The organism is Polaromonas sp. A23 (assembly GCF_002001015.1).
Taxonomy (GTDB): Bacteria; Pseudomonadota; Gammaproteobacteria; order Burkholderiales; family Burkholderiaceae_C; genus Polaromonas.
In genome coordinates, this window is sequence record NZ_MUNO01000004.1 from 110,061 (window position 1) to 135,743 (window position 25,683).

At 62.2% G+C, this 25,683-nt stretch carries 17 protein-coding genes and 1 riboswitch; of the genes, 7 read left to right on the plus strand and 10 right to left on the minus strand.

The window, feature by feature from the left end; all coding sequences use genetic code 11:
* Positions 1-76 precede the first annotated feature (76 nt).
* The 5 genes from B0B52_RS01370 to gabT form a co-directional block, all read right to left on the minus strand.
* Positions 77-901, minus strand: coding sequence for an ABC transporter permease (locus B0B52_RS01370; RefSeq protein WP_077591810.1), 825 nt, complete (start codon positions 899-901; stop codon positions 77-79).
* A gap of 36 nt (positions 902-937) precedes the next feature.
* Entirely contained in the window at positions 938-2,191 is a 1,254-nt protein-coding gene (locus tag B0B52_RS01375) for an ABC transporter permease (RefSeq protein ID WP_077591811.1), read from the minus strand.
* Positions 2,192-2,211: 20 nt separating this feature from the next.
* Positions 2,212-3,240 (minus strand): ABC transporter substrate-binding protein, encoded by a 1,029-nt coding sequence (locus B0B52_RS01380; protein ID WP_077591812.1) that lies wholly within the window; start codon positions 3,238-3,240, stop codon positions 2,212-2,214.
* A gap of 78 nt (positions 3,241-3,318) precedes the next feature.
* Positions 3,319-4,404 (minus strand): ABC transporter ATP-binding protein, encoded by a 1,086-nt coding sequence (locus B0B52_RS01385; RefSeq protein ID WP_077591813.1) that lies wholly within the window; start codon positions 4,402-4,404, stop codon positions 3,319-3,321.
* A gap of 26 nt (positions 4,405-4,430) precedes the next feature.
* On the minus strand, positions 4,431-5,723 hold the full coding sequence (gene gabT, locus B0B52_RS01390) for a 4-aminobutyrate--2-oxoglutarate transaminase (RefSeq protein ID WP_077591814.1): 1,293 nt from the start codon (positions 5,721-5,723) through the stop codon (positions 4,431-4,433).
* 182 nt (positions 5,724-5,905) lie between these two features.
* On the opposite strand from gabT, the gene B0B52_RS01395 reads away from it, so the two are divergent.
* The 3 genes from B0B52_RS01395 to B0B52_RS01405 all read left to right on the plus strand — a co-directional run bounded on the left by B0B52_RS01395 (position 5,906) and on the right by B0B52_RS01405 (position 11,008).
* Positions 5,906-7,321 carry a PLP-dependent aminotransferase family protein gene (locus B0B52_RS01395; protein WP_077591839.1) on the plus strand — a complete coding sequence of 472 codons (1,416 nt, stop codon included), beginning with the start codon at positions 5,906-5,908 and terminating at the stop codon, positions 7,319-7,321.
* A 95-nt stretch (positions 7,322-7,416) separates the two neighbouring features.
* Positions 7,417-10,119: an alanine--tRNA ligase gene (alaS, locus tag B0B52_RS01400; RefSeq protein WP_077591815.1), complete on the plus strand. Its 2,703-nt coding sequence runs from the start codon at positions 7,417-7,419 to the stop codon at positions 10,117-10,119.
* A 37-nt stretch (positions 10,120-10,156) separates the two neighbouring features.
* Positions 10,157-11,008: a dienelactone hydrolase family protein gene (locus B0B52_RS01405; RefSeq protein WP_217349764.1), complete on the plus strand. Its 852-nt coding sequence runs from the start codon at positions 10,157-10,159 to the stop codon at positions 11,006-11,008.
* Positions 11,009-11,011: 3 nt separating this feature from the next.
* On the opposite strand, the gene B0B52_RS01410 is transcribed toward B0B52_RS01405, so the two are convergent.
* The 5 genes from B0B52_RS01410 to B0B52_RS01430 form a co-directional block, all read right to left on the minus strand.
* Positions 11,012-11,521, minus strand: a complete 510-nt coding sequence (locus tag B0B52_RS01410; protein ID WP_077591817.1) for a 6,7-dimethyl-8-ribityllumazine synthase — start codon at positions 11,519-11,521, stop codon at positions 11,012-11,014.
* Positions 11,522-11,621: 100 nt separating this feature from the next.
* Positions 11,622-11,776: riboswitch (FMN riboswitch) on the minus strand.
* A 181-nt stretch (positions 11,777-11,957) separates the two neighbouring features.
* Positions 11,958-12,428: a RidA family protein gene (locus tag B0B52_RS01415; protein ID WP_077591818.1), complete on the minus strand. Its 471-nt coding sequence runs from the start codon at positions 12,426-12,428 to the stop codon at positions 11,958-11,960.
* Between the two features lie 167 nt (positions 12,429-12,595).
* On the minus strand, positions 12,596-13,540 hold the full coding sequence (locus tag B0B52_RS01420; RefSeq protein ID WP_077591819.1) for a transglutaminase family protein: 945 nt from the start codon (positions 13,538-13,540) through the stop codon (positions 12,596-12,598).
* Positions 13,541-13,580: 40 nt separating this feature from the next.
* Positions 13,581-16,376, minus strand: a complete 2,796-nt coding sequence (locus B0B52_RS01425) for a circularly permuted type 2 ATP-grasp protein (protein WP_139351775.1) — start codon at positions 16,374-16,376, stop codon at positions 13,581-13,583.
* Positions 16,377-16,507: 131 nt separating this feature from the next.
* Positions 16,508-20,098, minus strand: coding sequence for a DUF2126 domain-containing protein (locus B0B52_RS01430; RefSeq protein ID WP_077591820.1), 3,591 nt, complete (start codon positions 20,096-20,098; stop codon positions 16,508-16,510).
* A 207-nt stretch (positions 20,099-20,305) separates the two neighbouring features.
* On the opposite strand from B0B52_RS01430, the gene B0B52_RS01435 reads away from it, so the two are divergent.
* The 4 genes from B0B52_RS01435 to B0B52_RS01450 all read left to right on the plus strand — a co-directional run bounded on the left by B0B52_RS01435 (position 20,306) and on the right by B0B52_RS01450 (position 25,682).
* Complete coding sequence (locus B0B52_RS01435) at positions 20,306-22,894, plus strand: DNA internalization-related competence protein ComEC/Rec2 (protein ID WP_254425601.1); 2,589 nt, start codon at positions 20,306-20,308, stop codon at positions 22,892-22,894.
* 99 nt (positions 22,895-22,993) lie between these two features.
* Positions 22,994-24,526: a circularly permuted type 2 ATP-grasp protein gene (locus B0B52_RS01440; RefSeq protein WP_077591821.1), complete on the plus strand. Its 1,533-nt coding sequence runs from the start codon at positions 22,994-22,996 to the stop codon at positions 24,524-24,526.
* An 18-nt stretch (positions 24,527-24,544) separates the two neighbouring features.
* Positions 24,545-24,706, plus strand: a complete 162-nt coding sequence (locus tag B0B52_RS01445) for an alpha-E domain-containing protein (RefSeq protein ID WP_077591822.1) — start codon at positions 24,545-24,547, stop codon at positions 24,704-24,706.
* A 16-nt stretch (positions 24,707-24,722) separates the two neighbouring features.
* On the plus strand, positions 24,723-25,682 hold the full coding sequence (locus B0B52_RS01450; protein WP_077591823.1) for an alpha-E domain-containing protein: 960 nt from the start codon (positions 24,723-24,725) through the stop codon (positions 25,680-25,682).
* Position 25,683 lies beyond the last annotated feature (1 nt).

Consider the following 25,683-nt stretch of genomic DNA (forward strand, 5'->3'; position numbering starts at 1 on the left):
GGGTTAATTTTGACCGGTTTCGGGCCAGGGCGTTTTGTGGCCACCTGCTTCCCGGGGGCCGGTCAGGGGTGGGCGCTCAGCGCCGGCGCCCGCGCAGCCATTCAAGCAACAGGAGCAGGGTTGTCGTAAACAGAATCAGCAATGCGGCAACGGCCGCAATCGTGGGTGAAATGTTCTCCCGGATGCCGGTGAACATCTGCCGTGGCAGGGTGGCTTGCTCCGCGCCGGCCAGGAATAGCGTGACCACCACTTCATCAAATGACGTGGCAAACGCAAACAGCGCACCGGAGATCACGCCCGGCGCGATGACCGGCAGGGTGATCCTGAAAAACGTCCGGAGGGGTGTTTCGCCCAGGCTGAGGGAGGCCCTGACCAGGTTGTGATTGAAACCCGCAAGCGTCGCGAGTACGGTGGTCAGCACAAACGGCGCGCCCAAGGCAGCGTGCACCACAATCAGCCCGAAGTAGCTGTCGGCCAGACCCAGTGGGGCGAAGTACAGGTAGGTGGCCACACCAACTACCACGATGGGGACCACCATGGGCGCAATGAGAATCCCCATGAGAAGGCTCTTGAACCGGAAATTGGTTCTGGACAGGCCGACGGCCGCCAGAGTACCCAGCGCAGTGGCGATCACGGTTGCAGCGGGGGCCACGATGAAGCTGTTTTTCGCAGCCCTCGCCCATTCCGGTGAATCCAGCAGGTTCTGGTACCACTTCAGCGACCAGCCTGGAATGGGGTAGGTCAGGAACGAGCTGTCTGAAAAAGACAGCGGCACCATGACCAGGATGGGGGCCAGCAGAAAAACCAGAATGGCGACGCAGGCGGCGCGCACCAGCCACCAGCCGGCTTTGTCTGCCAGGGTGGCGTAGCGGGGAAAGGCGGGCCCTTTGATTTTGAACATGGTGAATTGGCGTCTGCGTCTGAAAAAAAAAGGATGTCAGCCGATGCTGAGTTCGGCCTTGCCGATGCGCCGGTAAACGCTGTAAAGAATCATGGTGGCCGCCAGCAGCACGGCGCCCAGCGCGCAGGCCATGCCCCAATTGACTTCGACGTTGGTATAGCGGGCGATGTAATAGCTCAGCATCTGGTCATCGGCGCCGCCGAGCAGGGCGGGGGTGACGTAATAACCAATCGAGAGAATGAACACCAGCAGCGCGCCGGCACTGATTCCGGGATAGGTCTGCGGCACGTACACCCGAAAGAAGGCGGACAGTGGGGCGCTACCCAGGGAAACGGCGGCACGCACGTAAGTTGCCGGCACATTTTTCATCACGCTGTAAAGCGGCAGGATCATGAACGGCAGCAGGATGTGCACCATGGCAATCACCACGCCGGCGCGGTTGAACAGCAGGGCCAGGGGGCTGTCGATGAGGCCGATGCCCATCAGCCCGCGATTGACCAGGCCTTCGGATTGCAGCAGGACGATCCATGCGGCCACGCGTACCAGAATCGATGTCCAGAAGGGCACCAGAACCAGGATCATCAGCAGGTTCGCTTTGCGCGCCGGCAAGGAGGCCAGCCACCAGGCCAGCGGGTAGCCCAGCGCCAGGCAAAAAACGGTGACCAGAAAACTGATCTGGAAGGTACGCAGCAAAATGGCGCCGAACGCGCGTTGGTCGGGCGGCATGCGCTCCACCTTGCCTTTGCTGTTGCGTTGCAGGTCGACCGATGCCAGCAGATAGTCGGGCGTCCAGCGGGAACTGTTTTTTGCTATCGCCTGCCAAAAGAGGGGCTCCGCCCAGCGCGGATCGAGCTGGAGTAGCCTGGCCTGTATTTCCTCAGGAGTGCCCGCGATGGGTAGCGCGCGGTACGTGCCCATCACGAGGGAGCGCGCACCGGGCACTTCGGAGTTGAGGCGCCGTGCCAGTGCGCCGGCATCTGAACTGTCGGGAAGATGGCCCAGGTCTTCCACCAGCGCCGCGTAACTCGCGGGCTCCGGTGGGACCTCGGGGTTCCAGCCTTTCAGGCTTTGCACCGTCCGGGGCAGCGCCGCCACCACTTCCGGATTTTCAACGGCGCGCAGCAACAGGGCCGCAATCGGGACCAGCAAGGTCAGCAGCAAAAACACCAGCAAGGGCACGGTGAGCGCAAAGGCGCGCCATTTTCGCCGTGCATCGGCGCGCGACAGCGCGATGCGCAACGCGGCGGCGTCATTTCCCTGAAAGGCGCCCTGGCTGGTGATACTGCTCATGGGGTGCGTGCTCCGCTGGCTTATTGCGTGGCCCAGGCAGCAAAGCGTTTTTCAAGCGCCTCGCCCTGGTCGGCCCAGAAACCAACATTCATCTGGATGGCCTCTTTGGCATTGGCTGGCGACGTTGGCAGATCGTCCAGCACTTTTTTGTCGAGCTGGGCCAAAGCCTTGTTGTTCACCGGACCATAGGCAATGTTCTGGGCATAGACGGCCTGGGTGGCGGGCTGGCTGGCAAAGGCGATGAATTTCATCGATGCGTCCTTGTTTGGTGCGCCTTTGGGAATGACCCAGTAGTCCAGGTCATAGATGCCGCCCGGCCAGTAGATCTTCAGGTTGCGACCTTCGCGGTTGGCAGCGTCAATGCGGCCGTTGTAAACCGTGCTGAGGGCAACGTCGCCGGCCACGAGGAACTGGGCAGGCTGGGCGCCGGCTTCCCACCACTGGATGTTGGGCTTGAGTTCTGTGAGCTTGCGAAACGCGCGGTCAGCACCGTCTTTGGTGGCCAGGACTTTGTAGACATCGGCGGGCTTGACGCCGTCAGCCATCAGTGCGAACTCGAGGTTGTAGCGGGCGCCTTTGCGCATGCCGCGCTTGCCGGGGATCTTCTTGACGTCCCAGAAGTCGGCCCAGCTTGTGGGTGCAGTTTTGACTTTGTCGGCGTTCCAGGCCATCACGGTGGACCACACAAAAACGCCTACGCCGCATTCCTTGACCGCTGCGGGCAGGAAGTTTGCCTTGGGGCCGATCTTGCTGAAGTCGATTTTTTCAAACAGGCCCTCATCGCAACCGCGCTGCACGTCAGGCGCTTCGACCTCGACCACGTCCCAGGTGACTTTTTTCGTCTCGACCATGGCCTTGATCTTGGCCTGCTCGCCGTTGTATTCCACGGCAACAACTTTGGTGCCTGCTTTTTCGAAGGGCTCGTAGTAGGCCTTTTTCTGCGCATTGGCATTGGCGCCGCCGAAGTTCACGACGGTGATCTGCTGCTGCGCGAACGCGGGTACGGCCAGGCACGAAGCCATGGCGATGGCGATGATGTTTTTCTTCATGGTGCTATTTCCTCGGTGGTTGATAAAGGTAAAAGTAAACGTAAACGTAAAAGTCGAAAGATGCGGGAGACAGGGCTGTCAGGCCGCGTAAATTCGGGTGAATGCAGCCGGAAATTCCAGATGCACAGCCTCGCCCGGTTGCGGCGGTGCCAGGCCGTTCAACAGCGTCAGCGGCAGCTTGACGGTGGCTTCCGCCTGGCCGGTACCGACGTCACACAGCAGCCGCAGGTGGTCGCCGAAATAAATGATGCGGGCCACGCGAGCTGGCAGCACATCGGCGAGTGAAGCCGGCGCCTGGCGGTGCAACACAATGCGCTCCGGTCGTATGTAGGCTTCGACCTGTGCGCCGGCAGCCGCCTGATTGACGTTGATGCCGCCCAGAACACGGCCATCAGGCAATTCAATGCCCGCAGCATTTCCCTTGCCTTTGAGTACCGTGCTGTCGCCTACGAAGCCGGCCACAAAGCGGTTGGAAGGCGCCTCATAAAGTGTCTCTACCGGTGCCAGCTGCTGTATGGCCCCATCGTTGAACACCGCCACACGGTCGCTCATCGTCAAGGCTTCCCCCTGGTCGTGCGTGACATAGACAAAGGTCACGCCCAGTTGCTTGTGCAGCTCTTTCAACTCGATCTGCATGTGCTCGCGCAATTGCTTGTCGAGTGCGCCCAGTGGCTCGTCCATCAGTACCAACTGGGGTTCAAACACCAGCGCGCGGGCCAGGGCGACGCGTTGCTGCTGGCCGCCTGACAGTTGCCCAGGCAGGCGGTCAGTCATGCCCGACAGGCGAACCATGTCGAGCGCCCGCCGCACACGGCTTGCCTGGTCGGCCTTTGAAACCTTGCGCACCGTGAGCGGATAGGCCACGTTCTGGCCCACGGTGAGATGCGGGAACAGCGCATAGTTCTGAAACACCATGCCGAAGTTGCGCTTGTGCGGCGGCGTGCCGGTGATCTGCGAACCATTGAGAAAAATTTCTCCGGCGGTAGGTGACTCGAAGCCGGCCAGCATCATCAGCGTGGTGGTTTTCCCGGAACCGGAGGGGCCGAGCAGGCTCAGGAATTCCCCGCGATGAATGTCGAGGTCGAGCTGTTGCACGACAAGCTGTTCGCCGTCGTAAGTTTTCTGCACGCCTGAAAAGCGCACAAGGACATCGTTATCGGTCATCGTCTTTCCTGAACTTGCCACGGAGATCAGCGCGATGCTTTGAAGCTGTCGGCCAGGATTTGCAGGCCTTCGTCCAGCAAGGCGTCTGACGCCGTGAGGGGAACCAGAACCCTGATCACGTTACCGTAGGTGCCGCATGAGAGCAATATCAATCCGCGCCGGGCCGCTTCGGCCACCACGCGTTTGGTGAGTGCCGCGTCAGGGCGGGCGAGGTCCCCGCTTTCAAAGAGTTCAATGGCCACCATGGCGCCCAGGCCGCGCACGTCGCCGATAGAGGTTTCCTTTTTTGCAATGGCGTGCAAGCCTTTGACCAAATACGCGCCCAGGGTTTTGCTGCGCGCCAGGAGTTTTTCTTTTTCAAAGGCCTTGAGTACGGCCAGTGCTGCCGCGCAGCCGATGGGGCTGCCTGCGTAGGTGCCGCCCAGGCCGCCGGGGCCGGGTGCATCCATGACGTCTGCGCGGCCGACCAGGCCTGAGATTGGGAAACCGCCTGCCATGGATTTGGCGATGGCAATCAGGTCCGGCGCCACGGGCCACTGTTCGCAGGCATACCAGGTGCCTGTGCGGCCAGCGCCGGTTTGGACTTCGTCGGCGATCAGCAAAATGCCGTGTCGGTCGGCCAGTGCCTTCAGGCGGCTGATGAATTCGGGCGGGGCGATGTAAAAGCCTCCTTCGCCCTGCACCGGTTCAATGATGAAGGCCGCCACGCGCTCGGGTTCGACATCGTTCTTGAGGATTTGCTCGACCGAGTGCAGTGCCTGGTCAATGCTCACGCCGTGCAGCGCGTTGGGGTATTCCGCATGGAACACTTCGCCGGGGAAGGGACCGAACCCCAGCTTATAGGGCGCCACCTTGCCGGTCATGCCCAGCGTCATATTGGTCCGGCCGTGGTAGCCGCCCGTGAAAGCGATGATGCCGGGGCGTTTTGTATAGGACCGCGCCACCTTGACCGCGTTCTCCACGGCTTCGGCGCCAGTGGTCAGCAGCAGGGTTTTTTTGGCGAAATTGCCGGGCGCCAGTGCATTGAGCTTTTCGGCCAGTTCAACGTAGGGTTCATAGGCGACCACCTGAAAGCAGGTGTGTGTGTAGAGGTCGAGCTGGGCTTTGACCGCGGCAATGACTTCGGTATGCAGGTGGCCGGTGTTGAGGACGGCGATGCCGCCGGCGAAGTCGATATAGCGGCGGCCTTCAACATCCCACAGTTCGGCGTTTTTCGCGCGGCTGACAAAAATCTCGTGTGCCTGGCCCACGCCGCGTGTCACGGCGGCTTGGCGGCGCGCCATCAGGGCGGCGTTGCTGGAGGTCTGGTTTGGCTGCATGGTGAAGGTGATTTCAGGTTGGAGAAAGGAAACGGATGGACTTTAGAAGCCGGCGCCAGCTCCGTCCATGTACACCGCTGCTCTGTTTTCAGCACACTGTGCGGGTCTAGAATCCTGTACATGGATTCCCCAACCCGGTGCATGAGGATTGCGATGCACAATCTGCCTTTTTTGGTTTTTTGATGCTCACCCTTCGCCCGGAACTGCAGACCCCCTTGGTGAGCCAGATCGTTGACGGCCTGCGGGGGATGATTGCCGGGCAAGCGCTGAAAGCAGGCGTCAAGCTGCCTTCCATTCGCGCTTTTGCGGCCATGCACGGCGTCAGCGTCTTCACTGTGGTGGAGGCCTACGACCGCCTTGTAGCCCAGGGCTGGCTTGTTTCCCGGGCCAATGCCGGATTTTTCGTCAAGCGCAGGGGCGACGATGGTGCATCGGGTGCGCCGCACGCGTTGCCTCCGCAACCGAAATTTGACGCACGCTGGTACCTCAAGCAGATTTTTGAAAATCGCAACCTGCCGATGAAACCCGGTTGCGGCTGGTTGCCGCACGATTTTCTGTTCGGCGACGCGCTTCGCCGCAGCATGCGCCACCTGTCAGCAGACGGCTCCTCCCTCGAAGGCTACGGCCTGCCTTATGGGCATATGGCCCTGCGCATGATCATCGCGGAGGCACTCGCCGAAAACCAGATAGCGGTGGAGGTTGACCAGGTCCTGCTGACACAAGGGTCCAGCCAGGCGCTGGACCTGGTGGCCCGGCAGCTCGTCAAGCCGGGCGACACCGTGCTGGTGGACAGCCCGGGTTATCCCAACCTGATGTTCATGCTGCGTTTTCTGGGCGCCAACCTGGTGGGCGTGCCGCGTACCCCGACGGGTTACGACCTTGCTGCGCTGGAGGCGATGCTGGCCGTACACAAGCCCAAGGCCTTCTTCACACAGCCCCGCCTGCAAAGCCCAACCTGCTCGATTGCCTCGGCGGCCCATCTGCACCGCTTGCTGCAGCTGGCCGAGGCGCACGGGTTCACGCTGGTAGAGAACGATATTTACGCCGACATGGACCCAACCTCGCGGTCTACGCTGGCCAGCCTGGACCAGCTGCAGCGCGTGGTCTACATCGGCAGTTATTCAAAAACAATTTCTCCCAGTCTGCGTGTGGGCTACCTGCTGGCGCGGGGCGACCTGATTGAGGATTTGGCCCAGCTCAAGATGATTTCGGGCCTTACGTCTTCGGACATTTCCGAGCGGCTGACCTTTGGCGTGGTGACCGATGGCCGTTGGCGCAAACACCTCAAGTCGCTTCGGGAGAAGCTGGCAGCGGCCCATCGCAAGACTGAAAAGAACCTGACCGGCCTCGGATTTGAGCTTTTCCATGAGCCGGGGGCCGGCATGTACCTGTGGGCGCGGCACCCGGACCTTCCCGATGGTGCCGTCCTGTCCAAAGAAGCCACGCCCGAGGGCATCATGCTCGGCCCAGGGCAGCTGTTTCTGCTGGAACCCCATCCGACGGGTTGGCTCCGCTTTAATGTGGCTTTCAGCGACGATGAGCGCATATGGCGCTTTTTGTCCCACCGCATTGACTTGGGCCGGCAGACAGCCCAGTAAGCGGGGGGCGTCCCCCTGAAACCTATAATCAAAGGCTTAGCCAAAGCGGGTGAGCCCGAGGGGCGCCCGCCTTGCCAAAACCACTATTGCAGACCATGAGCCATCCCACTTCCAAGTCAGCCTCCACGCCTGTATTTACCGTCGCAGACATTCGCAAGACATTTCTCGATTTCTTTGCGTCAAAGGGCCACACCGTGGTGGCGTCCAGCTCGCTGGTGCCGGGCAACGATCCGACGCTGATGTTCACCAACTCGGGCATGGTGCAGTTCAAGGATGTGTTCCTCGGCACCGACAAGCGGCCCTATGTGCGCGCAGCATCGGTTCAGGCCTGCCTGCGTGCCGGCGGCAAGCACAACGATCTGGAAAACGTGGGCTACACCGCGCGCCATCACACCTTCTTTGAAATGCTGGGCAACTGGAGTTTTGGCGACTACTTCAAACGCGAGTCGCTGAAGTGGGCGTGGGAGCTGCTGACCGAGGTGTACAAGCTGCCGCCCGAACGCCTGCTGGCCACAGTGTATGAAGAGGATGACGAGGCCTACGACATCTGGACCAAAGAGATTGGCCTGCCGCCCGAGCGCGTGATCCGCATTGGCGACAACAAGGGCGGGCGCTACAAGTCCGACAACTTCTGGATGATGGCCGACACCGGCCCGTGCGGCCCGTGCAGTGAAATTTTTTACGACCACGGCGACCACATCCCCGGCGGCCCGCCCGGCAGCCCCGATGAAGATGGCGACCGCTTCATCGAGATCTGGAACAACGTGTTCATGCAGTTCGACATGGCCGCCGACGGCAGCGTCACCAAGCTGCCCGCGCCTTGTGTGGACACCGGCATGGGCCTGGAGCGCCTGGCTGCCATCCTGCAGCACGTGCACAGCAACTATGAAATCGACATCTTTGCCGAGCTGATCAAGGCGGCATCACGCGAGACTGGCGAAAAAGACCTGGGCAACAAGAGCCTGTTCGTCATCGCCGACCACATTCGTGCCACCGCGTTTTTGGTGAGTGACGGCGTCAACCCGTCCAACGAAGGCCGCGGTTATGTACAGCGCCGCATCATCCGCCGCGCGATTCGCCACGGCTACAAGCTGGGCAAGAAAACGCCGTTCTTCCACAAACTGGTGGCTGATTTGGCTCGCTTGATGGGCGACGCCTATCCCAAGCTCAAGACTGATGAAGCGCGTATCACCGCTGTACTCAAAGCTGAGGAAGAGCGCTTCTTCGAGACGTTAGCCACTGGCATGAACATCTTGGAGCAGGAGATGGCCAACGTTTATGAATTATCTGGAAGTCGTTCCGATCCGATGGGGGATGTCCCGGTTGGTACTGGTTGGCTTCTGCCGGGCGAAGTCGCATTTAAATTGCATGACACCTATGGTTTTCCGCTGGATTTGACCCAAGACGTTTTGCGAGAAGCGAATCTGTCCGTCGACGAAGCCGGTTTCAAATCTGCGATGGACAGGCAAAAAGCCGCTGGCCGCGCCGCCGGCAAGTTCAAGATGGACCGTGCGTTGGAATACTCCGGTGAAGGCCACGCGTTCACCGGCTACGAGTTGCTCGAAGAGCCTGCCAAAGTCGTCGCGCTGTATGCCGAGGGTGCCGCAGTGCAATCACTGAACGCCGGACAAAGTGGCGTGGTCGTGCTCAGCACCACGCCCTTCTACGCAGAGAGTGGCGGCCAGGTCGGTGACCAGGGTCGGCTCACGGCAGCCGGTTCTACCTTCACGGTGGACGACACGCTCAAGATCAAGGCCGACGTGTTCGGCCACCACGGTACCCAGGAAGAGGGCACGCTGAAAGTCGGCGATACCGTGACCGCGCAGGTCAACACCGCGCTGCGCGCTGCGACCGTGCGCAACCACAGCGCCACCCATTTGATGCACAAGGCCTTGCGTGAAGTGCTGGGCGACCATGTGCAGCAAAAGGGCAGTCTGGTAAATGCCGAGCGCACGCGTTTTGACTTTGCGCACAACGCGCCTGTCACTGACACGCAGATCCGCGAAATCGAAGCCCGTGTGAATGCCGAAATTTTGTCCAACGTGGCGACCGATGCCAGCGTGATGGCCATGGAAGATGCGCAGAAATCCGGCGCGATGATGCTCTTCGGCGAAAAGTATGGCGAGACCGTGCGCGTACTGACGATTGGCTCCAGCAAGGAGCTCTGCGGCGGCGTTCACGTCAAGCGAACCGGTGATATCGGTCTGTTCAAGATCGTTGCTGAAAGCGGCGTGGCCGCGGGTGTGCGACGCGTGGAAGCGGTTACCGGTGAAAACGCGCTGTCTTACCTGCAATCCCTCGAGACTGCCGTCCAGTCGGCAGCAGGCTCGCTCAAGGCCAGCCCTTCCGAGCTGCAAGGCCGCATCGGCCAGGTGCTTGACCAGGTCAAGTCACTGGAAAAAGAAGTGGCTGCGCTCAAGGGCAAGCTGGCTTCTTCGCAGGGCGATGAACTGCTGTCCCAGGCAGTGGATGTCAAGGGCTTGAAGGTGCTGGCAGCCAGGCTGGAAGGCGCCGATGCCAAAACTCTGCGCGACACCATGGACAAACTCAAGGACAAACTCAAGACCGCCGTCATCGTGCTTGCCGCCGTCGATGGCGACAAGGTACAGATCGCCGCGGGTGTGACAGCCGACAGCGTGACCGTGGTCAAGGCCGGCGAGCTGGTGAACTTTGTGGCCCAGCAGGTGGGCGGCAAAGGCGGCGGCAAGGCCGACATGGCCATGGCGGGCGGGACCGACGCGTCCAGGTTGGGCGACGCACTGAAGTCGGTTCAGGGCTGGGTAGCCGAGCGGGCATGATACCGATCTGCTACTAAAACCATAGCTGGTGGCGCACGTGAGACAAGGGCTAAGGGCGCTTTTTGTTGCCAACTTGCTGCTGTTGGCCTTTTCGGCCGCGGCAGCGGCCACGCCGCAAGAGGTGCACTTTTACAGCCTCGATGGAACAGCACTCAAGGCCTGGGTGTTCCAGCCCGCCGGGCAAGCGCCCAGAGGCACGGTGATTGCGCTGCACGGCTGCGGTGGTCTCTACGCCACCATTGGCCGGAACAAGGGCCAGCTTAATGCCCGGCACCAGGCGATGGCGGACCTGCTGGTGGCGCAAGGTTATGCCGCAGTGTTTCCCGACAGTCTCACACCGCGTGGCGAGACCGAGCTGTGTACGCAGAAACTTGGCACCCGCAACATAGACCAGGCCGAGCGCCGTGCCGATACGTTGGGAGCCCTGGCCTGGGTGGCCGTGCAGCCGTGGGCAGAAGCTGAGCACATTGCCTTGCTGGGCTGGTCGCATGGCGGCAGCGCTGTGCTCTCCGCCACCGATGTGTCGCGTGCCGACGTACGCGGGCAGACCGTGCGCCCCGCGGTGGCCATCGCGTTTTACCCGGGTTGCAGCGCCGCGCAGAAGTCGGGCTACAAAAGAGGCGTGCCCCTGGTGCTGATGCTGGGCGAAAAAGACGACTGGACGCCACCGGCTCCGTGTATTGCACTGGGCAAGGCCGTTGGCGCCGAAGTGAACGTGTACCCGGACAGCTACCACGACTTTGACAACCCGGCCGGCCGTCTTCAGGTACGTATGGATGTACCCAATGGCGTTAACCCCGGCCAGGGCGTGCAAGTCGGCCCCAATCCGGCGGCACGCGAAGCTGCTTACGCGCGGCTGCGCGAGGTGCTACGCAAGGCTTTTCAGTAGCACTCAGGCCACTGCCTGCTCTTGCAGCTCTCGCAGTTGCTTCAGACTGGCGAGGGTACGCAGGCAGGCTTGTGCCACTTCCTTTCCCTTGACGGCCAGATGATCGGTAAAAAAGCGCCGGTGCTCTTCGTGCTCGTGGAAATGCTGTGGTGTCAGCACCGCCGAGAAAACGGGAACACCGGTGTCGAGCTGCACACGCATCAAGCCGCTGATCACGGCATCGGCGACAAACTCATGCCGGTAGATGCCGCCATCCACCACCAGGCCGCAGGCCACGATGGCGGCGTAACGGCCGGAGCGCGCGAGCTGTTGTGCATGCAAGGGGATTTCGAAGGCGCCTGGCACCTCGAACAGGTCAATGCTTTCACGCAAGACGCCGTGCCCGGCCATTTCTGCCAGAAAGGCGTCACGCCCCTGGTTGACGATGTCGGCGTGCCAGCTGGCCTGGATGAAGCAGAACCTGGCTGGTTGTTGTTGCGGCAGCAGGGCTGTCTGGGCTTGTCTGTGGCTCATGGGTTTCTCCTGAAAACGGTCATCGAAATTCAGGGCGCACGAGCCTGCGGCCCCTTGCAGACTGGCGTGCGAACACCAGCCTGTGAACGGGCCGAAAACATCGCGCTCTCTTTCATCCGGACTGTGACCGTCGGCTTTGGAGTTGAACCAAATCTGCTGACCCTGGCTTGCGTGAGCAAGCCAGGCGCTCGCGGGCTGATGCGTTTGCACGCAAACACCGCCGGTGGGGAATTTCGCCCCGCCCTGAGAACGCTGTGCCGGCGGGATGGCCGACACCCATGAAGTTTAAGCGCCGTTCCAAAGACGCTGCCGGACACAGGACATTCGGCCGAAGCACAACCTCTTCACCAGCAGGGGCCGCGATCCGGCTTAGCCGGGCGCAAGGCGCCGCCCCCTGCAAGGGGGGAGGAGGCGAAGCCTCCACGGGGGTGTGTGTTTATTCCACTTCCGCGATCAGGTCGATCTCGACGCAGGCACCCAAGGGAACCTGCGCCACGCCGAATGCGCTGCGCGCATGCTTGCCGGCGTCGCCGAAGACTTCAGCGAACAGTTCGCTGGCACCGTTGGTCACCAGGTGTTGTTCGGTGTAGTCGCCGGTGCAATTGACCAGGCTCATCAGCTTGACGATGCGGGTGATCTTGCCCAGGTCACCCACGGCGGCATGCAGCGTGCCCATCAGGTCAATGGCAATGGCGCGTGCGGCCGCCTTGCCTTCTTCTGTAGCCAAGTTGCGGCCCAGTTGCCCCACCCAGGGTTTGCCGTCTTTTTTGGCAATGTGGCCGCTCAGGAAAACCAGCTTTCCTGTCTGCACAAAGGGTACATAGGCCGCCACAGGCGCGGCGACCGGGGGCAGGGTGATGCCCAGGGCTTTGAGCTTGTCGTAGATCGGACCGGTCGGATTTGTCATGAGGTGCTCCTGAAGGCGGTTTTGCCTGAAGTTGATAGAGAAATATGCCCGGCGCCCTTATGGTTCGGGCGCAGTAAGCTATGAAAAATATAGCAAATGCGGGTTGCAGCCAGATGATTTTAGCGCGGCAAGCCCGGGCGGCTGTGCAAGGTTGGGCCCGGTGAGGCTCAATCCGGTTCTGGCAACTTTTCGATGGGCGTGACGGTCACGGCCACGTCCAGCACGTGGTTGGCGCCACCGCGTATCACGCCCCGCATGGGCGACACGTCGAGGAAGTCGCGCCCCGTGGCCAGCGTGACGTAGTCTTCGCCAGGCGAGCGGTTGTTGGTCGGGTCGAAGTCCAGCCAAAGACCGCTCCCTTGCCCGTCGGCCAGGGCGATGCCGCCGGGTTCACTTTCTACAGGGCAATACACCGAGGCCCAGGCATGGGAGGCGTCGCTGCCGATCAGGCGAGGCTGACCGGGTGCCGGGCTGGTCAGGAGGTAGCCGCTGACATAACGCGCCGGCACGCCCATGGAGCGGCAGCAGGCGATCATGATGTGGGCAAAGTCCTGGCATACCCCTTTGCCAAGCCGCAGCGCTTCGAGCGCGGGCGTGCCGACCTCGGTGCTTTCGCTCTCGTAGGTCATGGTGGTGTGGATGCGCTCCATCAGGTCTCGTGCGGCTTCCGGCAGCGGCCGCCCCGGGGTGAAGCTGGGCCGGGCAAATTCTGCAAAGGCCTCGTCTCGCGGCACGTAGGGTGAGGCAAATACAAATTCGCAGGCGCTGTCGTAAGCGCTGCCGGCGCGGTAGAGGAACTGTTCGCGCACCTGCTCCCAGGGCAGGCCGGCAGGAGATTTTTCTGGGGCGGCATTGAGCGCCAGCGTGGAAACAATGCTGCTGGCCACCACCGTCAGCTTGTCATGCGGCGTGTGCAGCGAGAAGTAGGTGCGCGTATTGCCGTACACGTCAGTCAGTTCATGCAGCTGGGCTGGCTGTGGGCTGATGGTCAACTGGTGGTGCAGCAACTCCTGGCCGGCGTGAACGGCCGGCCTGAGATGCAACACGTGGTGCGCACTTTCCACGGTAGGGCTGTACGCGTAACGCGTTTCATGAACCAGGTGAAGCAGCATCGTTGGAAAAATAAAGGTTGCGGGCCGAAACGCTGATGTTTCAGGCGCCCAGGCTGTGTTCGTCTGCGGCCACGTGGCTGAAATAGCGGCGGCTCAGCATGTCCGACAGTTCGAAGGCAGCGCTGCAGCATTGCTCCAGCTGCGAGAGCAGGCCATCGTATTGGCTGCTCTCGGGCGCTCCGGGGGCAGCGGTGCAAAGTTCATGGAGCTGCCAGTTTCCCGGGTCAGGCAGGGTGGCCGTCAGGTCAGGCACGGGTTGCGGCGCGCCCACGGTGTTTTCCGCCAGGCGCGCCAGGCGGCCACGCAGGGTTTGCGTGACCCAGCCGAGCGAGCGCGGGTTGTCCCTGTCGAGAACCAGCAGGTCCAGCAGGGCAGGCACGTCACGCTGCTGCTGGTACTGCGCATGGAAGGTGATGGTGCTGTCGAACAGCGCCAAAATGGCACCGAAGCCACCTTCGTCATAAACAGCGCCGGTTTCAAAACCAAGGATCAGCGAAGACGCCAGCGTGTTCAGGCGCTCGATGTGGCGGCCGGTGCTGAGAAGGCGCCAGCCGTCGTCGCGGCTCATGCGGTCGGTTTGTGCGCCCGTCATGGCCGCCAGGAAGCCGCTTGCCGATTCGAGTGCAGCAAGGGCTTCGACCGATGAGTACTCGAGTGCCTGCGAGGCAGGGTGATCGGGCCCGCTGAAGGCCTCGCAGCGCCGGAAAAAGTCGGTTTCCGCCCGCATGATCACATGCCATTGTTCCTGCGACAGCCGCTCCCGCACAGCCGAGGCTGCACCCTTGAGCGCGCGCAGGCTGTAGCCCACGCTGGCGGCGTTTTCGGTGTCGGCCAGGCTGGCAATCAGCGAGCGTTCGAACACCCGGCGGGATTGGGTTGCCGGTGGCACCGAGTCAATCACCAAGCCGTTCTTGACGGCCAGCTCCGACAGCCAGGCCATCAGGGGCTGCGATGACTGGTCTTCCCCGTTGAGGGACAGCAGCGTCAGCTGCGCCATGCGAATGGCGTTTTCGGTTCGCTCGGTATAACGGCCCAGCCAGAACAGGTTTTCGGCAGCGCGGCTGGTCACCGGGGGCTTATGCAGGTTATGCAAGCTACGCACCACGGCGCGCGGCGCAGCACCCATTTCCCCGCCAGAGGCAGAAAGAGGCGCTGGAGCAGAGCTTGACGCAAAGCTGGCGTTTCTGGGTTTGGAGCAGGGCACGTTGTCTTCCATGGCCCAGACATCGGCGCTGCTGCCGCCTTGTTGCATAGAGGCAATTTTGTCGTTGGCGCCGGCCAGCCGCGCCAGGCCGCCGGGCAGCACCTGCCACGAGCCCGTGCCGTCCGCCACGGCAAACACGCGCAGCATGGTCGAGCGCGGGGCAATGCGCTGCCCTTGCCACGTCGGTGTTTGCGACAGCGGCAGGTAGGCCTGCACGGTGTAGTCTTCGCTGCGACGAACCAGGCGACCGGCCCATTCGTCCAGCTCGCGGCGCGACAGCGTCTGCCCGATCACGGACTGGATGCCGGACCCCGGATAGGTGCCTTTGATGACGCATTCCTTCAGGCGCGGCAACACAGACTGCAACGCTGCCTGCTCGCCACACCACCAGGTGGCCAGCGAAGGCAGGGCCAGGGGCTGGTCCAACAGGTGGCGCGATAGCGCCGGCAGAAAGCCCAGCAGCGCGCTGGATTCAAGAAAGGCCGAGCCCGGGGCGTTGGCCACCAGGACATTGCCGGCACGTATGGCCTGAAGCAGACCCGGTATTCCCAGCGTGGAGTCAGAGCGCAATTCGAGCGGGTCCAGAAACTCGTCGTCCAGCCGTTTCAGCAGGCCATGCACCCGCTCAAGTCCCTGCAGGGTTTTGAGATAGAGCTTGTCATCACGCACCAGCAAGTCGCTGCCTTCAACCAGGGTCAGGCCAAGGTAACGCGCCAGGTAGGCGTGTTCGAAGTAGGTTTCGTTGTAGGGACCCGGCGTCAGCAGCACGATCCGGCTTTCCTCGCCCTGGTCAGTCGCCGGGCAGGATGCTTTCATGCCGTCGACCAGCGCCTTGTAGGACGCGGCGAGGCGTTGCACCTTCATTTCCCGGAAGGCCTCCGGGAACAAGCGTGAAATGGCCAGACGGTTTTCCAGCAGGTAACCCAGACCCGACGGCGCCTGGGTGCGTTGCGACACCACCCACCAGCGCCCGTCCGGGCCGCGCGCCAGGTCGAATGCGGCAATATGCAGAAAGGTTCCACCGGCCGGCCGCATGCCATGCATGGGCCGCAGGTAGCCCGGGTGCCCTTGTACCAGGGCGGCGGGCAGCAGGCCCAGCTCCAGCAGTTGCTGCGGGCCGTAAACGTCGGCCATGATGCGTTCGAGCAGCCTGGCGCGCTGGCGCACACCGACATCGATTTGCGCCCAGTCCTGCGCCGACAGAATCAGCGGAAACAGGTCAAGGGACCAGGGCCGCTGCGGGCCATTGGCGTCCGCGTAAACGTTGTAGGTCACACCGTTGTCGCGAATCTGCCGCTGCAGATTGGCGGTGCGGTGGTTCAGATCGTCAAATCCGCCGTCGCCCAGAAAGTTGAAGAAGCGGCTCCATTCGGCGGAGAGATTGGCAGGCAAAGTCCCGGCCAGACTCGTGTCCGGCGCCGTCGCAGGGGGTGAAGCGGCGCCTGCCAGCTGCAGCGGTGTCGGCACCTGAGCTTGACTTTGACTTTGAGCCATTCCGACGATGGCCTTGTCCAGCGTTCGCCCGTGCAGTTCGTCAAAATGACCGGCCTCGCCCGGCAGCGCCAGCGCGGCGGCCAGATCACCTGGTGCCTCCAGCGAGGCTGCTCCGAAAAGTGAGTCGTTGTATTCCACGGTGGCCCAAGTATGCCTTTATGCCTATCCAGCTGGCCGCCGCGCGCACCATTTGCCCGCTGTTCGGGGCATGACGGTACGGTTGGGCCGCGGCACTGTTGCGGCCAAAAGACAGCTGCGGGGTGACAGGCCTAACGCAGATCCAGCGTGAAAGGGAATTCCCGGCTGGGCTGTGCGGGCTGTACCCGAACTTTTCCGGGGGTGTGACCCATCTGGAAGAAGCGGTTAAGGCGCCGGCTTTCAGCTTCGTACGAGTTGACGGGCAGGGTGTCGTAACTCAGCCCGCCCGGGTGTGCCACGTGGTACTGGCAGCCGCCCAGCGAACGTTCCATCCAGGTGTCCACGATGTCGAAGGTCAGCGGCGCATGCACGCCGATCGACGGGTGCAGGGCCGAAGGCGGGTTCCAGGCCTTGTAACGTACCCCAGCCACGTATTCACCCACAGTGCCCGTGCTTTGCAGCGGCAGCGCGCGACCGTTGGCGGTGATCACGTAGCGGTTGTCGTTGAGGCCGGTCACATGCACTTCCACGCGTTCGAGCGAGGAGTCCACATAACGCACGGTGCCGCCGGATGAACCTTCTTCACCCATCACATGCCAAGGCTCCAGCGCGCTGCGCAGGGTCAGCTCGATGCTGTTGGCTTTCACCTGGCCAATCATCGGAAAGCGGAACTCGAAGTGAGGGTCGAACCAGGACATGTCAAAGGCGTAACCGGCCTCCTTGAGCTCGGTCAGCACATCGGCGAAATCCATACGGACAAAGCCGGGCAGCAGGAAGCGGTCATGCAGCTCGGTGCCCCAGCGCGTCATGCGTCCGTGATACGGCTTGTTCCAGAAACGCGCCACCAGCGCGCGCAGCAGCAACTGTTGCACGATGCTCATGCGTGCATGCGGTGGCATCTCAAAAGCGCGCAGCTCCAGCAGGCCGAGCCGGCCGGTGGCCGAGTCGGGCGAATACATCTTGTCAATGCAGAACTCGCTGCGGTGTGTGTTGCCTGTGACGTCCACCAGGATGTTGCGCAGCGTGCGGTCAACAATCCAGGGCGGCATGTCCTGGCCGTATTTTTCGCGGTTGGCGGCGATTTCGCGCAGCGCGATTTCCAGCTCATACAGCTGGTCGTTGCGCGCTTCGTCCACACGCGGCGCCTGGCTGGTCGGGCCAATGAACATGCCCGAGAACAAATAACTCAGCGACGGATGGTTGTGCCAGTAGGCAATCAGGCTGCCCAGCATTTCAGGCTTGCGCAAAAACGGGCTGTCCGGCGGCGTGGCGCCACCGAGCACAAAGTGATTGCCGCCGCCCGTGCCGGTGTGGCGGCCGTCGGTCATGAATTTCTCAGCAGACAGGCGGGTTTCGTGCGCGATCTTGTAGAGGAACTCGGTGTGTTCGACCAGTTCGCCCCAGTTGTAGGCGGGGTGAATGTTGACCTCGATCACGCCGGGGTCGGGCGTGACCTGCAGCATCTTCAGGCGCGGATCGCGCGGAGGCGGGTAGCCTTCGAGCACGATCTGCAGGCCCAGTGTTTGTGCCGAGGCCTCCACAGCTGCCAGCAGGTCAAGGTAATCTTCCAGGCGCTCGAGCGGCGGCATGAAGACATACAGTGCGCCGGTTTCTCCTTTGGCGCCTTTTTCCTTCGGGGCTGCTCTGGGTTTGTCCTGGGGGCCGTTGGCGCGTGAAGGGTCGCGCACTTCAACGCAAAGCGCGGTGCGCGTCAGCCAGGCTGCGGATTCGCCCTTTTTGGGGATGCGGACCGTTTCTTCCGGTTGCGAAGCTTTTGCGGGTGCTGCTTGTGCCCGGTCACCACGGCTTTGATCGAAACGCGTGTCAGTGCTGACCGTTGCCGGCTTGAACTGCAGCAGGCGGCTGGCCTCGTTGCGCGGCCCGCTGGCTGTCATGTAACGTGCCATGTGTTGTGCGAGCAAGCTGGCGCTGTCGTGCCCGGCGGCAGACGGCACAGTTGCAGTTGCCGGTATGGTTGCGCCAGTGGCTTTGTTGTAACGCGCAGCCAGGGCAGCGGTGGTGGGCAGCTCGTCCCGCGGTGCAAACGGGTCGGCCTCTGTCATGTAGGGGAAATCCGTTTTGGAAACCCATGGCACAGAGTCGAGTGGCAGGCGGTAACCCATGGGCGAGTCGCCCGGCATCAGGTACATGCGTTCGTCGCGGAAGAACCAGGGGCCGGTGGACCATTGCGGACCTTGGCCCTTTGCGCTTTCTTCGCGGACCTTCAGTGGCAGCACATAACCCACCACGGCATCGAGGCCCTGCGAGAACACGCGGCGCAGGCGGGCGCGTTCCATCTCGTCGTCGAGTTTTGTGTCAAACGGGTCCACGTTGACCGGCAGGCGGCGCTCGCGCCACAGGTAGTACCAGGTGTCTTCGTAGCCTGGTGTGATGTGTTTGGCAGACAAGCCCAGCTTGCCGGCCAGCGTGTCGGTGAAACGTTTGGCGTCTGCGCTGGTGTAGCTGCAGGGTTTGCGTTCGTCGGTGAAGAGCGCCGGGTTTTGCCAGACCGGCTGGCCGTCCTTGCGCCAGAAAATGCTCAATGCCCAGCGCGGCAACTGCTCGCCCGGGTACCACTTGCCCTGGCCGAAGTGCAGGAAGCCGCCTTGGCCGTACTCGGCGCGCAGCTTCTGCACCAGCTCGGTTGCGTAGCCACGTTTGGTCGGGCCCAGTGCATCGATATTCCATTCCGCCGCATCGCGGTCCTGCGTGGAAACGAAGGTCGGCTCGCCGCCCATGGTGAGCCGCACATCGCCGGCAATCAGGTCCTGGTCCACCTTGTGGCCCAGCTTGAGCACGTCCGCCCACAGCGCCTCGGTATATGGCTGGGTGACGCGCGGCGACTCGTAAATGCGCTGCACACCCATGTGGTGGGAGAACTCGACTTCGCTCTCATCAACACCGCCTTCAATCGGCGCGGCGCTTGACGGTTCCGGTGTGCAGGCCAGGGGAATGTGCCCTTCACCTGCCATCAGGCCGGAGGTCGGATCCAGGCCAACCCAGCCTGCGCCGGGTAAAAACACCTCGCACCAGGCATGCAGGTCGGTGAAGTCGGTTTCAGCGCCACTCGGGCCATCGAGCGACTTGACGTCGGCCTTGAGCTGAATGAGGTAACCCGAAACAAAACGCGCAGCCAGGCCGAGGTGGCGAAACAGCTGCACCATGAGCCAGCCGGTGTCGCGGCAGGAGCCGACGGCGAGCTTGAGGGTTTCCTCTGGTGTCTGCACACCCGGCTCCATGCGGATCGCGTACTTGATGTCGTGCTGCAGCCTCTGGTTCAGGCCGACCAGGAAGTCGATGGTTCGTTTGGGTGTGCGGTCAATGGCATCGAGGTAACTTTTGAGCAGTGGCGTGGTCGCCTCGGTGGCCAGGTAGGGCGCCAGTTCGCGCGCCTGGTCCTTGCTGTATTTGAAAGGGAATTCCTCGGCCTCGGGTTCCAGGAAAAAGTCGAAAGGGTTGAACACCGCCATTTCGACGACCAGATCCACCGTGACCTTGAACTCGCGCGTTGGTTCCGGGAACACCAGCCGTGCCTGGTAATTGGCAAATGGGTCTTGCTGCCAGTTGATGAAATGGCCCTTGGGCTCGACCGTGAGCGAATAGGACAGCACCTTGGTACGGCTGTGCGGGGCGGGCCGCAGGCGCACAACCTGTGGCCCGAGGTGGACCAGGCGGTCGTATTTGTAGTGGGTGATGTGACTCAGGGCAACATGGATGGACAAGGCAATCTCGCTTTTCGAATGGTTCAGCTAACTGGCACTATGCCGCAGAAACAGGGCGCTGGCCGCGTCTGGTGCCCGAATACCGGTTTTAATGCGATCAATGCTAGCAAGAGCTGCGCCAAACGCCGACACGCACTGTCAGCGCAGGGCTCGATTGGCTCGTTGAACAAAAGGCCGTGAGCATAGGCATAAAAAAAGGGAGTTTTCTTGGTTCGATCGATATCAGCCGCGGTGCCTGCTGGTGCCCGGCTGCTGAGCCTGGTATTGGGCGGCTTTGTTGGGGGTGTTGCCCTGCAGTTGCAGCAGCCGGCGCTGTGGAGTGTCTGGCTCTATGCCGGGGTGGGCATGGGCGTTGCGGTGGCGGCTGGTCTGGTTGCTGCCGTGACACGTCCGGCCACGGCGGTTTGGTCCGGGCGCAGTCTGGCTGCGCTGGTGTTGGCAGGGGTGGCCGGTTTTGCGTTCACTGGCCTGCGTGCTTCAGTTTTTCAGGGCGGCGCACTGCCTGCGGCGCTGGAGGGCCGGGATATCGAGGTGACCGGCCGGGTGTTGGCCATGCCGCAGCGTGGTGAAGACGGGCTGCGCTTTCGTTTTGCGGTTCAAAGTGCGCTGCTGGACGGTAATCCCGTGGCTGTGCCGCCGCAGCTTTACCTCGGTTGGTACGCAGGTTTCGGCGGCCGGGATGCCGCTGCGGCGGACGCCGATGCCCTGGACGCACCAGCGGCGCTTCTGGCCCTGCAGCGCCAGCCGCAAAACCTGCGTGCCGGCGAGTCCTGGCGCATGACTGTGCGATTGAAAGCACCTCACGGCAACAGCAACCCGCATGGCTTTGACTATGAACTCTGGCTTTGGGAGCAAGGCGTGCAGGCGACAGGCTACGTGCGTGCCGGACCGCGCGACCCCGTTCCTCTGCGGCTTGGCAGCAGTTGGCGCCACTTGGTAGAGCAGGGGCGTCAGCAGATGCGGGATGCGGTGTATGCCCGCGTAAGCGACCGCCAGATGGCTGGCGTGCTGGCTGCCTTGCTGGTGGGTGACCAGAACGCCATCGAGCGCGCGGATTGGGATGTGTTTCGCGCCACTGGGGTCGCGCACCTGATGTCGATTTCAGGCCTGCACATCACCATGTTTGCCTGGCTGGCAGCGCAGGGCATTGGCTGGCTGTGGCGGCGTTCGACGCGCTGGACACCCGCTTTCTGCCTGGCCGTGCCTGCGACCAGCGCCGCTGCCTGGGGCGGCTTGCTGCTGGCCGCTGGCTACGCGCTGTTTTCAGGATGGGGCGTGCCGGCGCAGCGAACCGTCTGGATGCTGACCGCCGTGGTGTTGCTCCGCCAGAGCGGCAAGCGCTGGCCTTGGCCCCAGGTGTGGCTGCTCGCCATGGCGGTGGTTGTGGTGCTAGACCCCTGGGCTTTGCTCCAGGCCGGTTTCTGGCTTTCGTTTGTGGCGGTGGGTGTTCTCTTTGCCGCGGGGCCGCCCCAAGACAAAAAAGCCAATGCTATCGATTCAGAAGCTACTGGCGCCCGTTTAATAAGGGCTACAGGCCAAAATGACCATGGTTTTCTTCAAATTTCGAGGTTTTGGCCTGTCTGGCTGGCTTCAGCGGCCAAATCTGTGGCCCAGGCCACCCGCGAACAATGGGTCGTGACCCTGGCACTGGCGCCACTGTCGCTGCTGCTGTTCAATCAGGTTTCACTGGTCGGCCTGTTGGCCAATGCGCTGGCGATTCCCTGGGTGACGCTGGTGGTGACGCCGTTGACCATGCTGGGGGCGCTTTGGCCACCGGTTTGGGACCTGGCGGCAGGTTCGGTCGGAGCCTTGATGGTGTTTTTGCAGTGGCTCGCGCGCTGGCCGCTGGCGAGTATCAGCGTGGCGGCAGCGCCGCTTTGGTGTGCAGTGGCTGGCGTGGCCGGTGGTTTGTTGCTCGCCATGCGCCTGCCCTGGCATTGGCGCGCGCTGGGCGTGCCGCTGATGTTGCCGGTGCTGCTCTGGCAGCCCTTGCGTCCGCCGGTGGGCGAGTTTGAACTGATCGCCGCTGATGTGGGGCAGGGCAATGCGCTGATTGTTCGTACCGCCGCGCACACGCTGGTATACGACACCGGCCCCCGTTTTTCGCGCGAAAGCGATGCCGGGCACCGTGTGCTGGTGCCCTTGTTGCGCGCCTTGGGGGAGCGTGTGGACACCGTGATGCTGAGCCATCGCGACAGCGACCACACCGGTGGCGCGCCGGCCGTGCTGGCCATGCAGCCGCAGGCGGTTTTGCTGAGTTCCATCGAGGATGGCCATGAACTGCAGGCCCTGCGACCCTCCACGCGCTGTGTCGCCAGCCAGCGCTGGACGTGGGATGGCGTCGACTTCGAGGTGCTGCATCCCGCCCCGGCAGACTACGACATGGCGATCAAGTCCAATGGAATGAGTTGCGTATTGCGAATTTCCAACGGCCGGCGCAGTGCCTTGCTGGCCGGTGACATCGAGCTGGCTCAGGAGCGGCAGCTGGTGGCGGGCGGTCTGAATCTTCAGGCTGATGTGCTTCTGGTGCCTCACCACGGCAGCAAAACGTCCTCAAGCGAGGCGTTTCTCGATGCCGTGCGGCCCTCTTTGGCGCTTGCGCAGGCGGGCTATCGCAACCGCTTTGGCCACCCTGCGCCGCCCGTGCTCGAACGGTACCGCGAGCGCGGCATCGAGGTGAAGTCATCGCCCGTGTGCGGCGCAGCGCTTTGGGCCAGTGAGCGGCCGGCCGACATGGCTTGCCAGAGACAATTGGCACGGCGTTATTGGCAGCATCGCCCGCCAGCGCTGCCTTGATTTCGAGAAATAAATTGTTGCCTTGCGAACTGCTGGCGCATTACTTGCTAAGCTAGTGCCATAACAATCCATTCGTAAACCTTGCTGGAGACCAAGCTGATGAGCCGCCCCATGTTTGATGAAATGAATGCAACGGCGTCCAGTGTTCGCGGGCACTACCAGGCCTACCAGCGCTGGCTGGCCAGGCAGCCTGACTCGGTGATGCAGGCCAGGCGCGCTGAAGCCGAGATGATTTTTCGCCGTGTCGGCATTACTTTTGCGGTCTATGGCGACAAGGACGACGGCAACTCCGAAACCGGCGGCACCGAAAGGCTGATCCCCTTCGACCTGATCCCCCGCATCATTCCTGCCAACGAGTGGGAAAGCATGGAACGTGGCCTGGTACAGCGCGTGACTGCGCTGAACCGCTTCATCCACGATGTCTATCACGAGCAGGAGATCATCAAGGCCGGCGTGATCCCGTCCGAGCAGATTTTCCAGAACGCGCAATTTCGTCCCGAGATGATGGGCGTGGATGTGCCGGGCAATATCTACTCGCATATCAGCGGCATTGACATCGTGCGTGCGCCCAATGCGAAGGGCGAGGGCGAGTACTACGTGCTTGAAGATAACTTGCGGGTTCCCAGCGGCGTGAGCTACATGCTGGAAGACCGCAAGATGATGATGCGGCTGTTCCCTGACCTGTTCAGCGAGAATCGCGTGGCACCCGTTGCACATTACCCCGACCTGCTGCTGGAAACCTTGCGTGACAACTCACCGGCCCACCGTGCGGAGCCCACCGTGGTGGTGCTCACGCCGGGTATGTACAACTCGGCCTATTTCGAACACGCGTTTCTCGCGCAGCAAATGGGTGTGGAGTTGGTCGAAGGGCAAGACCTTTTCGTCAAGGACAACTTCGTCTACATGCGTACCACGCGCGGCCCGAAACGGGTCGATGTGATTTACCGCCGCGTGGACGATGACTTTCTGGATCCGCTGGCCTTCCGGCCCACGTCAACGCTGGGCTGCGCGGGCCTGCTCAATGTGTACCGCAGCGGCAACGTGGCCTTGTGCAATGCCATCGGCACCGGCGTCGCCGACGACAAGTCGATTTACCCCTACGTTCCCAAGATGATCGAGTTCTACCTCGGTGAAAAACCCATTTTGAACAATGTGCCGACCTACATGTGCCGCAACCCGGACGACCTGAAATACACGCTGGCCAACATGAAAGACCTGGTCGTCAAGGAAGTGCACGGCGCCGGCGGCTACGGCATGCTGGTGGGCCCGGCGGCCACCCAGGCCGAGATCGAGGACTTCCGCAAGGCCGTGCTGGCCAACCCGGCCGGCTATATCGCCCAGCCAACGCTGAGCCTGTCCACCTGCCCGACCTATGTGGAAAGCGGCATCGCGCCGCGCCATATCGATCTGCGCCCCTTTGTGCTGAGTGGCAAGACGGTGCAGATGGTGCCTGGCGGCCTGACGCGTGTGGCGCTGAAAGACGGCTCACTGGTTGTCAACTCCTCGCAGGGCGGGGGTACCAAAGATACCTGGGTGCTGGAAGATGCCCCGGTGCAATCCCAGTCGCAGTCCCAGTCCCAGTCCCAGTCCCAGTCCGGACAGTCCCAGACACAGTCGCTCGCATCGAACTAAGCAGGAAGGGGAATCACCATGCTTTCAAGAACCGCTGATCACCTTTTCTGGATGTCTCGCTACATGGAGCGCGCTGGCGATATGCCGCAGGCATTCGCGGGGATGACTCATCAATTGCGCGAAGCGCTTGTGACGTCATCACCAAAATACGCAAAGCGCGCCAGCGCTTTCGGTGTTTGAGGCAAGGAGCTAAACCATGTTATCCCGCACTGCCGATCATCTATTCTGGATGTCCCGCTACACAGAGCGCGCCGAAAACACCGCACGCATGCTGGACGTGAACTACCAGACTTCACTGCTGCCTCAATCAACGGCTGTCGCCCAAGTGGGCTGGAAGGGCCTGTTGAGCATCAGTGAGCTTTCTCAGGCCTATGAAAGCAAATACGGCGGCGTGAACGCGCGCGACGTGATGGACTTCATGGTGCGCGACGAGAAAAATTCGTCGAGCATTATTTCCTGCCTGAAGAATGCCCGGGAAAATGCCCGTGCGGTGCGTGGTACCCTGACCACCGAAGTGTGGGAAACGCAGAACCAGACCTACCTCGAAATTTTCCGCATGTTGCGCAACGGCGAGTTCGAGCGCGATCCGAGCCAGTTTTTCGAGTGGGTCAAGTTCCGCTCGCACCTGTCGCGCGGCGTGACGGTTGGCACCATGTTGCAGGATGAGGCGCTGTATTTCATGCGGCTGGGCACCTTCCTTGAGCGCGCCGACAACACCGCGCGCCTGGTCGACGTGAAGTTCCACGCTGTGCAGAGCGATTTCTATGGCGCCGCCGACGAGAAGGACCAAGAGTACGACTTCTACCATTGGAGCGCGATCTTGCGCAGCGTTAGCGCCTTCGAGATCTATCGCCGGGTCTATCGCAACGTGATCAAGCCCGAGCGCGTGGCCGAGTTGCTGATCCTGCGCGCCGACATGCCGCGCTCGCTGGCTGCGAGCCTGCAGGAGGTGGTGAGCAACCTGCAAAGGGTGACGGACGACCAGAACTGTGAAACCGTACGCCGCGCGGGCAAGCTCAACGCCGACCTGCAGTACGCACGCATCGACGAAATCCTGGCCACCGGCCTGCATGCCTACCTGACGCAGTTCCTCGACCGCGTGAACGAACTCGGCGCCCACATCAGCCGCGATTTTCTGGTTCCGGCGACCGCGTGAA